Origin of the sequence: Bradyrhizobium sp. HKCCYLS1011 (assembly GCF_051167795.1) — a bacterium.
Classification (GTDB): domain Bacteria; phylum Pseudomonadota; class Alphaproteobacteria; order Rhizobiales; family Xanthobacteraceae; genus Bradyrhizobium.
The window spans coordinates 1-11,711 of sequence record NZ_JBNPTT010000009.1; the positions used below are offsets into that span (position 1 = coordinate 1).

An 11,711-nucleotide genomic window follows, 5' to 3' on the forward strand; every position below is an offset into this window, starting at 1 on the left:
TGGGCCAAGTATGGAAGTCTTACTGCTCTTTCCGGGATTTGGGTTGGCGTAATATTCGGGGCGAGCTGCCAGCCGGACGTTGCCCGAAATCGATGAGCAGCATCAGCGCGGGCGAGGACGTGGATTTTCATTTGTTTTCGGGACGGAGGCTATCGCCAGCAATTTTGAGGGGGAGTTACTATGAGCACTCACTCGACACGGACATTGTTTGCAGCTGGCCTGATCACCGCAGCCATGGCAAGCGGCTCGTTCGGCCAGCAGGACCAACAACTCGGCAAAGTGAGCTTCCCGACATCCTGCGCCCCCACTGTGCAGGCCGAGTTCGACCGCGGCGTCGCCATGCTGCATTCGTATTGGTTCCTGATCGCCCGCCGGAAGTTCGAAGCCATACTGCAGCAGGATCCCGACTGTGCCATGGCATATTGGGGTGTGGCGATGGACCTCCTCGGCAACACGCTGGCAACCACGCCGACGCGAGCGGAGGCGCAGGCGGCTTGGGACGCCCTTGAAAAAGCACGGACCGCGGGGCCGAAGACCCAACGCGAGCGCGACTGGATCGAGGCACTGAGTGCCTATTTCCGCGATTATGACAACAGACCGGTGGATGCCCGATTGGCGGCCTACAATGCCGCGATGGAGCGAATGGCGCAGACCTATCCTGACGACTACGAGGTGCAGACTTACTACGCGCTGACGCTGCAAGCCTCAGCACCGAAGAGCGACCTCACCTACGCCCAGCAGCTCAAATCCGCAGCACTCCTGGAAAAGCTCTTCGAGCAGAACCCGCAGCATCCGGGCGTGACGCACTACCTCATTCACGCCTACGACTTTGCGCCGCTTGCCGAAAAGGGAGTCGCGTCGGCGCGGCGCTATGCCGGCATTGCGCCGGCCGTGCCGCATGCGCGGCACATGCCGTCACACATCTATTCCATGGTCGGGCTCTGGGAAGAATCCATCGCTTCGAACGCTTCAGCGCTTGAGATCCAGCCCGACTACTATCACGCGTCAGATTTTACCGTCTATGCGTATCTGCAGCTCGCGCAGGATGCCAAGGCTGATGCGATGATCAGGAAATCACTTGCCACCGCCGATCGCGGCGATCGACCGATTAACTTCGTCAACTTCACCGCCAAGGCTGCTATGCCGGCCCGTTATGTCTTGGAGCGGGCAGATTGGGCCGGCGCTGCTGCGCTGCCGATGATTCCGACCAAATATCCCATGGCGGATTCTCTGATCCGCTTCACCCGCGGGCTCGGCATGGCGCGTACCGGCGATCTCGCCGGCGCCAGGGGAGAGATCGACGCGATGAAGGTGTTGCGCACGACTCTACAGGATGCCGACCAGTCCTACTGGGCCGACCGCACGGAAGAGCAGATGCTTGCCGTTTCGGCGTGGGTGGCACTCAAGGAAGGCGATCGCGATCGGGCGTTACGATACATGCGCGCAGCCGCCGACAGTGAGGACGGCAGCCTCAAACACGTGGCGATGGAAAACCGCCTCTTTCCGTTCCGCGAACTGCTCGGGGAAATGCTGCTCGAAATCGGGCAGCCCGCGGCGGCACTGAGCGAATTCGAGACCGCGCTCAAGCAAACCCCCAACCGCTTCCGCGGCTTCTGGGGAGCCGCCCGCGCAGCGGATGGCTTGGGCAACCGTCAGAAGGCAGTCGAATATTTCGGCAAGCTCGTGGAGCTGGCCAAGAACGCCGATACTGAGCGGCCAGAAATCCGAGAGGCCAAGGCTTACTTGCAACGAGATGTGACTGTCGGGACTAATCGGTAGATGAAGGGCCGTCTGACCTCGTCCGGCGGCCCCGACGGAGGAGAAGATACGACGATGATCCGCGCGATCGCAGTGGCCGTCATGCTCGGTGCGCTAGTCGCGGGTTACGGCGTCTGCACCAAAGGCCTGCCCGATTGGCGGTCTCCGCCACCGCTCAGTGGACCCGGCGCTAGAGCTGACACCGCCATCACGCCCGAAGCTTGGCCGATTTGCACCACTATGGTGTTGGTCGCGTCGGATGCTGACTGGGCGCAACTCGATCCTGATTTCAGTGCAGGCAAGAGGGCGCTCGCGGCAGAGGATTGGAACGGTGCAATCACAGCGTTCGAACTCGCCGCGCTGCGTGACCCCCAGAACGCAGATATCCAAAACTACATTGGCTATGCCTATCGGCGGCTACGTCAGCTTGGTCCGGCTATCGGACATTATCAGCGAGCGTTGATACTCAACCCGCGTCATCGCAGCGCGCACGAGCATCTTGGCGAGGCCTATCTGGTTCTCGGCGACTCCATCAAAGCTGAGCAACAACTCGCCGCATTGGAAAATGTCTGTTTGCTTTCGTGCAACGAATATGACGATCTCAAGCGTGCCATTGCTGCCTATAAGCTGATAGCCGCACGTTGAGATCAATGAGCCCTTTGAAGCGAAAATGTCGCTCCGGCGCCGCGCGACATCAGCGCCGTCACGGGGCATCTGGCGGATAACTAAGCCTCAGCTTGCCGGTACCATGCGCTCGTCGAGAAAGCCGATCACCGCGTCGAACGCCTGTCGGCGATTCTTCTCCATGAGAATCATGTGGGTGCCCTGCCCGATCTCGACCAAGCGCTTGTAAGGTGCGTTCACCAGGCGCACGAACAGATCGTGCGCCATGTCGAAGCGGACATCGACGTCCCATTCCGCCGATATCACGAGCACCGGACGGGCGATCGCGCCGGGATCATAGAGCGGCTTGCCGGCGGTCCAGTACATGCGCACGTCCTGCACCGCGCCGGAGGGCGCGCGGACCGTGCCGGGCTGCGGCGAGTCCAGGTCGGTGGCCAGGGTCGCCTTCTCCCAGGCCTGGAACCAGCCGTCCGGGATCAGCTGTTGTCGCGCATATTCCGGAGCCGCGCTGCGCCATGCGGCCTCGAACGCCGCCGGACTGACGATGCGGTAGGCGCCGAGCGGCCCGCCGGCATCGATCCGCAGCGGCTGTTTGGAGAGCCACAACGGCGTCACCAGGATCAGTTTCTCGACCTTTGCACACATCTCGCTCACGAACGCGCCTGCCACCGTCGCACCCCAGGACATTCCGAGCATATTGAGGCGGGGAATGTCGCGATGGCGGCAGATGAAGTCGACAGCTGCACCAAAATCATCGATCGCGGTGCGCGCCGTCACCAGCGGCGCCCCATCCCCAGGCGCGCGCGACATTTCAACCGGCCGGCTGGAGCCGCCATAACCACGCGCATCGACCGCCCAGACGTCATAGCCGGCCTGCGCCAGGACATCCATGAAGGACGCGCCGCCAACCGCGACATCGAACAGGCTTGCGGACGAGAAGGTCGCGCCGTGCATCATCACGACCGTGCGCTCCGGCGAGAAGTCCTGCTGATCGTCCGGGCGCTTGTTGATGAGATGAAGCTGCACGTCCGGCGCCGGGCCGGCAATCAGGCGGCGGTCCGAAACGATCCGCTGAGAGGATGACACGCTTCCGATCATCGTGCGGGCCATCTCAAACGAACTGCCAGGCGAACCGGTCGCCGTCGCGGCTGATGCGGCCGGCGGAGGACTCGGCAAAATGGGTGGTGAAGACGAGCGATTGAGTCTCGGCGGCGTGGTTCATCGCCCATCGGCGCGACGCCTGCGCGGCTTGCGGGAATTCGCAATAGACCGAGTTCCAGTCGGGGCGCGCGACCTGCAGCGGATGATGCATCACGTCGCCCCAGAACAGCGCACGCTCGCCGCGCGACGTGAAGCTGATGCAGGCATGATCGATGCTGTGACCCGCGCTCGGCAAATAGCGGAAGCCGTCGACGACCTCAGAGCCGTCGACCACGATCTCCCGCGCGAGGCCAGCCCCAATGATCGGCAGCAGGCTGTCCTCGTAGACGCCCGCCAGCGGCGGATGCGTCATCGGGCCGAGTTTCGCTGCATCCCGGATCGCGGCGTCTGAGCCGTCTTGCGCCGACAGCGCCGCCTGATAGGCGCGCTCGCGGCCGGAAAAGATGTATTGCGCATTCGGAAAGGTCGGCATCCAGCGTCCATTGACGAGGCGCGTATTCCAGCCGACGTGATCGGCGTGCAGATGTGTCATCAGGACGAGGTCGACATCTTCAGGGCCGACGCCGGCCGCCTTCAGCCGCTCGAGAAACGGTTCGTTCAGGCGGTGAAAGATCGGGACGCTCGGCCGCTCCTTGTCATTGCCGGTCGCGGTATCGATCAGGATCACCCGCTCCGGCGTCCGCACCAACCAGCTATGGATGCTCTGGCGGAGCAACCCGGTGGACGCGTCGACCGAGCCGGGCCCGAACGCGGCTCGTTCCCGCGCGACGCTGGCGGCGTCGGCACCGGGATAGAGAAAGGACGCATCCACCCCGTCCAGGGTGAGTTCGAACAGCTTGGTGACGGTGGCGTCGCCAACGCGGTAGGTCGTGATGTCGTGCATATCTGGCTGCCTCGATCCGAACGATCATCTTGTCTGGATCGAGATCTAGGACTAGCTGTTACATTGCTCAAATCGATCCAGCTCATGCAGTCCATCGATCACTTCGATCTTCGCTCCTTCGACCTGAACCTGCTGGTCGCGTTCGACGCGCTGATGCAGGAACGCAGTGTCACGCGCGCCGCGGCCCGGCTCAAAGTCGGGCAGCCCGCCATGAGCCACACCTTGTCGACGCTGCGCGTGCTGCTGCAGGACGAGCTGTTCGTCCGGATCGGCACGGCGATGCAGCCCACGCCTCGCGCTGCTGCGCTGGCAGGACCGGTGCGTAGCGCGCTGGCGCAGATGCAGACCGCGTTGCACGCCGCGCCGGCGTTCGATCCGGCGACCGAGCAGCGCACCATCCGCCTCGGCTTTTCCAGCGAGGTGGAGCTCTTGCTGATCCCCGAACTCACGGCGGCGCTCCGCCGCGCCGCCCCTGGCTTGCGGCTGATCAGCCAGCCGGCGGAACGAGACCAGGTTCACCGCCTGCTCGACGAGGGATCGCTGGATCTCGCCGTCGGCTGTTTCGAGGCCGAGGTGCAGCGGCACAAGTCGCAGTTCCTGTTCGAGCAGGCGCTGAGCTGCGCCTTCAACCCCAACCGCGTGCCGGTGAAGGCGCCGATCGCGCTTGCCGATTACATGGCGCTGCCGCAGGTGCTGGTCACGTTCACCAACAGCCTGCAGGGGTGCTTCGCCGCCGCACTGGATGAGATCGGGACCGAGCTGAACGTGGTGGCGGCGTCCTCGGAATTTCTGAGCGTGCTGGCGACCGTCGCCGCCTCGCCCGTGATCACGACGATACCGGCGCGCATGGCGCGGCTTTACGGGCCGCGCTTCGGCCTGACGCTCAGCCCGGTCCCCTTGAAGCTGCGACTGCCGGCAGTCTCCATGGTCTGGCCGCTGCAGCTCGATCGCGATGCGGCCTCGGTCTGGCTCAGGACCCTGGTCGCCGAGATCCTGCAGACGACAGAGCGCGCCGCCTGTCGCGCGGTGGCCGGATAGCAACCGATCACTCTGCCGCGACCGCCTCGCAGCCGAAGCGCTTGGCCTTGCGTTAGAGCTTCGGTTAGAAGGCGAATTCGGTCGGCGCTGCGCCGGCTCCTCCCGGAAGGAACTCTCATGGCGCTGATGCCGGTCTCCGAAGCTCTGGCCCTGGTCCTCGACGGCGCCGTCCCGCTGCCCGAGGAGCAGATCGCGCTGGACCAGGCCTATCATCGGGTGCTGGCGCGCGATGTCGCCGCGCTGCGCACGCAGCCGCCGCAGGCGATGTCGGCGATGGACGGCTATGCGGTCCGCGCCGCGGATGCCGACCGCGCGCAGGCGCGGCTCAAGGTGATCGGCGAGATCGCGGCCGGTCGGCCGTTCGAACGTGCGCTCAGAGCGGGCGAAGCCGCGCGCATCTTCACCGGCGGCGTGGTGCCTGACGGGGCCGATGCGGTCGTAATCCAGGAAGACACCATCGCTGACGGCGATCACGTCACCCTCACCGAAGCGGCCAGACAGGGCCGCCACATCCGTCCCGCGGGTGCGGATTTCCGCGAGGGCGACGTGCTGCTCCAGTCCGGGCGCCGCCTGAGCGATCGCGACCTGTCGCTCGCAGCCAGCATGAACTATCCGGAGCTTCCGGTGCGCCGCCGGCCGAAGGTGGCGCTGCTCGCCACCGGCGACGAGCTGGTGATGCCGGGCTCCAGCCCCGAGCCTGGGCAGATCGTCTACTCCAACGGCTATGCTCTGCGCGCGCTGGCGCGCGCCGAAGGCGCAGAACCGATCGACCTCGGCATCGCCGCGGATACCTTGGACGCGACGGTCGCCGGCATTCGCCGCGCGCGCGAGGCGCAAGCCGACATCCTGATCACGACCGGCGGCGCTTCGGTCGGCGATCACGACCTGGTCAAGCAGGGGCTGGATGCTGAAGGCGTGGAGATGGCGTTCTGGAAGATCGCGATGCGCCCGGGCAAGCCGATGATGCATGGGCGCCTCGGCGCTATGCGCGTGATCGGTCTGCCCGGCAATCCCGTCTCCTCCTATGTCTGCAGCCTGTTGTTTCTGGTGCCGCTGATTCGGAAGCTGTTGGGGCTGGCGCAGATCCACCCCGCCCGCGAGACCGCTCTGCTCGGCCGCGACCTCGGCGCCAATGACGTCCGCGAGGACTATTTGCGCGCGCGACTCGAAGAGCGCGAAGACGGCACGCTGGTCGCCACTCCCGTCACGCATCAGGACTCCTCGCTGCTCGGAAATCTCGCGCTGTCCCAGGCTTTGGTGATCCGCCCCGCTTTTGCATCCGCAGCAAGTGCCGGCTCCACCTGCGAGATTCTGCGTCTGCCGGAATAAACCGGGCAGATTCTGACAGGCATCGTGCGCGCCATCTTCACTACAAATTAAGGATTGCAGAACACATATCGAACAGATAGTGTCCGTTCATGATTTGTTTCGAAGATGTTGCGGGCGCCGTGAAAAAGGTCGTCTCGAACAAGGACGACACGTCAACCCTGGGGATCTGGTCGAGATGCTGACGCGCAAACAGTACGAACTTCTGCGGTTCATCAACGAACGTCTGAAGGAAGCTGGCGTGCCGCCCTCCTTCGACGAGATGAAGGACGCACTCGATCTGCGCTCCAAGTCCGGCATCCACCGCCTGATCACGGCGCTCGAGGAGCGCGGCTTCATTCGTCGCCTGCCCAATCGCGCGCGCGCCATCGAGGTGATCAAGCTGCCCGAGCTGTCGCAAGCGGCGAACAATCGGCGCGGCTTCACACCCTCGGTGATCGAAGGCAATCTCGGCAAGGTGCGGACCAGCACGCCTGCGATCGACGACGGTGAGCGTCCGGTCGCGGTTCCGGTGATGGGCCGCATTGCCGCGGGCACGCCGATCGAAGCTTTGCAGACTCGCAGCCACACCATCAGCGTGCCCGCCGACATGCTCGGCACCGGTGAGCATTATGCGCTGGAGGTGCGCGGCGACTCGATGGTCGATGCCGGCATTCTCGACGGCGACATGGCGCTGATCCAGCGCAATGACTCAGCCGATACCGGCGACATCGTCGTGGCCCTGATCGACGACGAGGAAGCCACCCTGAAACGTTTTCGCCGTCGCGGCGCTTCGATTGCGCTCGAGCCGGCCAATACTGCTTATGAAGTCCGCATCCTGCCGCCCAACCGCGTCAAGATTCAGGGCAAGCTGGTCGGACTTTACCGAAAATACTGATTGTTTCGCGCGCGAGCTTCTCACAGGCTCGATTGCGCCGAGACCAGATTTGATCTGACGCGTTGGACGCCTGCTCCGACGACGGTGGTGATTGTGCGCTCTGAGAGTGAAGCAATGCGCTCAAACGGTTGTGATCACGAACGGCCGTAGACGGTGCAGATCAGCGCAGAATTGCCGTTAAGCACGCGCTAACATCGGGTTTGATGTCCACTCTGATAGAGGCCTGCGCCTGTCCGGGGGGAGCGTGGGTTGCTATCTCGAACGAGGAGCGATCCGATGTGTGACTATAGCCTGCATGCCGTTGCGTCCCGCCCTGCGAAGGTCGGGGAAACGCTGATCTCGACGACGTTCCGCGGAACTTCGACCCGCGGCTTCGCCTCCGAGAGCGAGCCGAATGTCGCCGTGTGTATGCTGCCCGGAACGGAATTGGCGTTTGCTGACGACGTCCGCTACGACAGCCGCTGGATCTGGACGCGCACGATCCGCGAACGCGTGGCCAAGTTCAACGCGATCGAGAAGCACGTGCCCGATCGCCATCACGACGCAATCGAATTCGCTGACGGCCGCCACGTGCTGGTAACGCAGCTCTGCGAAGGACAGCGCGTGACCGTGCTGCAGCTCCCGGTCGCCAAGCAGCCTGCCGAGCGCAAGCCGTTGGGCACGGAGGCAGCGAGCGGAAGCGAAGTGACGCCGGTGCGACGGATCTCGATTACCTGAGCTGAAGCGAAGACAAACAAATAGGAACATTCAGCCCTCGGCGGAAGTTGTGGTTCGCCGGGGGGAGAGTGGACCGTGGTCAACAAGATCAGTTGGCAGAAGGCCGGGCGCATCACTGAGCCCGGTCGTTACATGTTTACGTTCGGGTGGCTGACCGTGACGGCCGACGATCTCGCCATCTGGCAGCGACATCCCGATGCGCTCTTCACGCTGGTGGAACTTCCGCCGCCAGCGCAGTCCCCGTCTGACGATGACGAGGAGGACGAGACCTCCGAATATCATCTCGGCACGTTCGAGCTGCCGTCGGAGTCCGGTCAGAGCTAGCACCTCTACGCAGAGGTTGTGGTCCGATCGAACTGCATAGGTCGCGCGTGTCGCATGACTGGATATGGCCCCATCTCGGACATCCTCGATCGGCTCCGATGATGTCCGCTCCGGGGGTGAAACCAGAAGTAAGCGACGTGGAAGCGAATCGCCGCTTTTGAACCCGAAGCCGACGTTGGTGCTGGTCTAGAGACGCCTCCACTCCTGGACTACGATCTGGAAGTCGTCCTCATAGACAATCTTTCCCGGGTTCTTCGATCGGAGCAGCCGCACTGCGGTGCCGTGCTCCTCAAGGAGTGCCGCGATTTCCCACATCTTTTTGATCGATGGCTCCGCCGTGTCCTTAAACCACGAAACTGCTTCTGGTCCCCAGTTGCTCGTCGAGAATGGCGGACAAGGGAGATGGTCATTTAGCCAAGCGTAGGTGTCCTCAAGCCACTCCGTCTGATAGGAGGCGAGTTGTCCCCGGTCGCGAAGAAGCCGCGCCTCAGTAATGATACCCGTCAGCCAGCGGTGGTTCTCACCGTCGGCGCCGACCACAAACCGAACAAACATACCAATTCGCGCGCCTCCACCGGAGCAGCCGTGCCCGCAGACCGCCAACTGACGCAATCTACCACACGTGAGGTTTGACGAAGCGGGTCGAAACTATTGGCCCAGAGAACTCCGTAAAACAATCATACTGGAGCTGCGACTTTCACTTTCACATGGCGGCTTCGGGCCCCATGCTGCCTAGCCCGATGCTCATCGAAGCGTCGGCTGTCGAGTTATAGACCGGAAGCGGCTTGCACGGGTCAAAACCACTGGTTCTGATCCAAGGCGGACATTCGGCAGATGTAGAACTACGAGCAATCCGGACTCCGGGCCCGCTGCCATGGCCTCAACCCTCTAAATTCGGCCACGCATGATTTCGAGAAGTGCGCGCGTGGATGTGTTCTCAAGCGGGAATGCTGCGATCCATAAGCCTCGATAGCCGAAGAGCCGATTTGCCGTGCCCAAGAACCGGCCTACAAAATTTGTTCGTAGCGTACTCACGAATTGAGGATCCACGTCCAGAACAAGGCCTTTACCACGATAGTCCTTCGCAGACAGGATCGTAGACCACGGAATCCAGTCGGAGCTGATCCGGCTATCCTTGAAGCCATCCGGGGTCAAAAAGAGAACCGGCCGGCGCGGACCGAACAGCCTACCCGCTGACTGAATAGTAATCGGTCCGAACATGATGATGCCTACCACCCCAATCAGCAACGCTAGGGACGGCGAAACAATCTGGCGAGCCGTTGTTTGAGGAGGGCCAAGGAAGCCAAAAAGCACGCCGAGGCAAGCTCCGGTCATGAACAATGCACCGAGAGTGAGAAGCACCCCACCGGCAAGGAAGAAGCTGAGTCGGACGCGCGATTCATAGATTTCCAGGCAATCATTCGCTTGGAGTTTATCTGACATCTTATGTCCCGTCGTTCGGATCGAGCCGTATGAAGTGAAGTTATGCCGGTAGCATGCGAAGGTTGTGTAAGTCATCGGCTACATCCGAGCTTTTTTACGATCCATTTTACAGATCGTTAGCCTCGAGAGGACTTTAACTGTTTTTGTGCCGTCTCGAATGTCACCTCTTGGCCCGTCTTCGACCTCTCGCTCTATGCCAAGCAGGTCTGCTGTTCGGGTTCAACTGGAAGCAGGCTGTCGAAGAACCGAAGGGTCGCTTGCGACCAGAAGCAGCCCTCGGTTCGCACTCAGATCCGATCTGGTTTGTCACTGATCTGCCTTCTTTAGGCAGCGTAGGTCTCCGACGATTCTCTACATTTGGCTGGGCGTGACCCTTGCACTGATGATCTGTGCGGAGCTTTTGAAATCCAAAATGATGAACTGCCGTGCTCCTGGGACAAAACTCATGAGCCGGTTCTGGTGGGGACGTGGATTTACATTTCTAACCAGCCCGGAAAGCTTTACGGGGACAATTTTATCGGCTCTGGACTATCCGGGTTGAAGTCACGTGCATGCTGTGGATGTTTCCGGGTGGCATTGTTGCTGGGCTGATACAGGAAGGCGGCCGGGGGCTACCATTAGGACGTAGCCGTTCGTATCGTCTGTCGGCTCAAGGCCGCCGATTTGCGGCGCTGCATGAAATCGTCAGCTATCTGGAACAGAGTGGGCATCAACACTTGGTTTCACCGCCAACCGGTCAAGACCTCTGTGCGGAGGTACGAGCGCGCAAGTACTGACATCATCATCCGGATCGTGATCCCAGCATCTCGCCCGTCCCTTGATGCCGAACCGCCGTCACGCAATAGCCAGTCGCGCAATCGCGTCGACATGAATGGCAGCGCAGTCGACCAGCGGGAACGGCGCGGCGTCCTGGCTGAAGACCAACGCAAGATCGGTCCCGCCGAGCATGATGGCCTCGGCGCCGTCCTCATCGAGCAACTTCCGGCTCACATGATTGAAGATTGAACGCTGCGCCTCCGTCACGACACCGGACGCCGCCATCGCAACATAGGCCTGATGCACATCGTCCAGGTCGCTTCCGCTTGGCGGGATGATGTCGGCGCTGCGGACGCCACCATAGAAGCGTTTCCATGACCGTGCGAGTTCCGAGAATTCCGATCCGCTTGAGGCCACGTTTTTCGACAGCCGCACTGACCTCGGAATCATGTCGACAACCGGCAGGGGCGACAACGCTTTGAAGGCCTCAATACAGAAGTGTCCCGCGATCGAGGTGACAACGACGCAAGCAGCGCCCGCGGCAACGAGGCGATTGGTGAGCCTCGTATAGATCGCCACCTGCGCTTCGACGTCATTGGCTGACAGATTTTTGAGAAGCGTTGGCGTATCGGCGTGCACAATTGTCAGCTCCAGCGCCGCCTTCCTGCTTGCGAAGGTCGAAATCAATCGCCGGTAGTAGAAGTCCGTCGCGGCCGGACCAATTCCTCCGATGAGGCCAATATGCATCTTCAAAACCTCCATCGACCTATCATGCGTGGCCGAACCTCAAGTTGCCATCAAACA

The 11,711-nt window shown here is 62.1% G+C and carries 12 protein-coding genes; 7 read left to right on the top strand and 5 right to left on the bottom strand.

Annotated features, from left to right (window positions below; genetic code table 11):
• Positions 1-204: 204 nt before the first annotated feature.
• Entirely contained in the window at positions 205-1,779 is a 1,575-nt protein-coding gene (locus ACQR1W_RS27505) for a hypothetical protein (RefSeq protein ID WP_434853746.1), read from the top strand.
• Positions 1,780-2,403: a hypothetical protein gene (locus ACQR1W_RS27510; protein WP_434853747.1), complete on the top strand. Its 624-nt coding sequence runs from the start codon at positions 1,780-1,782 to the stop codon at positions 2,401-2,403.
• Between the two features lie 87 nt (positions 2,404-2,490).
• On the opposite strand, the gene ACQR1W_RS27515 is transcribed toward ACQR1W_RS27510, so the two are convergent.
• Together ACQR1W_RS27515 and ACQR1W_RS27520 are read right to left on the bottom strand one after the other, a co-directional pair.
• Positions 2,491-3,468: an alpha/beta hydrolase gene (locus ACQR1W_RS27515; RefSeq protein WP_434853748.1), complete on the bottom strand. Its 978-nt coding sequence runs from the start codon at positions 3,466-3,468 to the stop codon at positions 2,491-2,493.
• Between the two features lie 25 nt (positions 3,469-3,493).
• Positions 3,494-4,426, bottom strand: coding sequence for an MBL fold metallo-hydrolase (locus tag ACQR1W_RS27520; protein WP_434853749.1), 933 nt, complete (start codon positions 4,424-4,426; stop codon positions 3,494-3,496).
• 84 nt (positions 4,427-4,510) lie between these two features.
• Here ACQR1W_RS27520 and ACQR1W_RS27525 point away from each other — a divergent pair, with 84 nt between their 5' ends.
• The 5 genes from ACQR1W_RS27525 (at position 4,511) to ACQR1W_RS27545 (ending at position 8,708) form a co-directional block, all read left to right on the top strand.
• Positions 4,511-5,464, top strand: a complete 954-nt coding sequence (locus ACQR1W_RS27525) for a LysR substrate-binding domain-containing protein (RefSeq protein WP_434853750.1) — start codon at positions 4,511-4,513, stop codon at positions 5,462-5,464.
• 117 nt (positions 5,465-5,581) lie between these two features.
• Positions 5,582-6,793 carry a molybdopterin molybdotransferase MoeA gene (locus tag ACQR1W_RS27530; protein WP_434853751.1) on the top strand — a complete coding sequence of 404 codons (1,212 nt, stop codon included), beginning with the start codon at positions 5,582-5,584 and terminating at the stop codon, positions 6,791-6,793.
• A 175-nt stretch (positions 6,794-6,968) separates the two neighbouring features.
• Entirely contained in the window at positions 6,969-7,667 is a 699-nt protein-coding gene (gene lexA / locus ACQR1W_RS27535) for a transcriptional repressor LexA (protein ID WP_434853752.1), read from the top strand.
• 276 nt (positions 7,668-7,943) lie between these two features.
• Positions 7,944-8,384 carry a hypothetical protein gene (locus tag ACQR1W_RS27540; protein ID WP_434853753.1) on the top strand — a complete coding sequence of 147 codons (441 nt, stop codon included), beginning with the start codon at positions 7,944-7,946 and terminating at the stop codon, positions 8,382-8,384.
• A gap of 75 nt (positions 8,385-8,459) precedes the next feature.
• Positions 8,460-8,708, top strand: coding sequence for a hypothetical protein (locus ACQR1W_RS27545; RefSeq protein WP_434853754.1), 249 nt, complete (start codon positions 8,460-8,462; stop codon positions 8,706-8,708).
• A gap of 186 nt (positions 8,709-8,894) precedes the next feature.
• On the opposite strand, the gene ACQR1W_RS27550 is transcribed toward ACQR1W_RS27545, so the two are convergent.
• The 3 genes from ACQR1W_RS27550 to ACQR1W_RS27560 form a co-directional block, all read right to left on the bottom strand.
• Positions 8,895-9,263 (bottom strand): hypothetical protein, encoded by a 369-nt coding sequence (locus tag ACQR1W_RS27550; RefSeq protein WP_434853755.1) that lies wholly within the window; start codon positions 9,261-9,263, stop codon positions 8,895-8,897.
• Positions 9,264-9,596: 333 nt separating this feature from the next.
• Positions 9,597-10,151, bottom strand: coding sequence for a hypothetical protein (locus tag ACQR1W_RS27555; protein ID WP_434853756.1), 555 nt, complete (start codon positions 10,149-10,151; stop codon positions 9,597-9,599).
• 834 nt (positions 10,152-10,985) lie between these two features.
• Positions 10,986-11,654, bottom strand: a complete 669-nt coding sequence (locus tag ACQR1W_RS27560) for an aspartate/glutamate racemase family protein (protein ID WP_434853757.1) — start codon at positions 11,652-11,654, stop codon at positions 10,986-10,988.
• Between the last annotated feature and the right edge of the window lie 57 nt (positions 11,655-11,711).

Coding starts and splice junctions, on each gene's coding strand:
- ACQR1W_RS27525 (WP_434853750.1), top strand. CDS start 4,511: ATGCAGTCCATCGATCACTTCGATCTTCGCTCCTTCGACCTGAACCTG.
- ACQR1W_RS27520 (WP_434853749.1), bottom strand. CDS start 4,426: ATGCACGACATCACGACCTACCGCGTTGGCGACGCCACCGTCACCAAG.
- ACQR1W_RS27555 (WP_434853756.1), bottom strand. CDS start 10,151: ATGTCAGATAAACTCCAAGCGAATGATTGCCTGGAAATCTATGAATCG.
- ACQR1W_RS27560 (WP_434853757.1), bottom strand. CDS start 11,654: ATGCATATTGGCCTCATCGGAGGAATTGGTCCGGCCGCGACGGACTTC.
- ACQR1W_RS27540 (WP_434853753.1), top strand. CDS start 7,944: ATGTGTGACTATAGCCTGCATGCCGTTGCGTCCCGCCCTGCGAAGGTC.
- ACQR1W_RS27550 (WP_434853755.1), bottom strand. CDS start 9,263: ATGTTTGTTCGGTTTGTGGTCGGCGCCGACGGTGAGAACCACCGCTGG.
- ACQR1W_RS27510 (WP_434853747.1), top strand. CDS start 1,780: ATGAAGGGCCGTCTGACCTCGTCCGGCGGCCCCGACGGAGGAGAAGAT.
- lexA (WP_434853752.1), top strand. CDS start 6,969: ATGCTGACGCGCAAACAGTACGAACTTCTGCGGTTCATCAACGAACGT.
- ACQR1W_RS27530 (WP_434853751.1), top strand. CDS start 5,582: ATGGCGCTGATGCCGGTCTCCGAAGCTCTGGCCCTGGTCCTCGACGGC.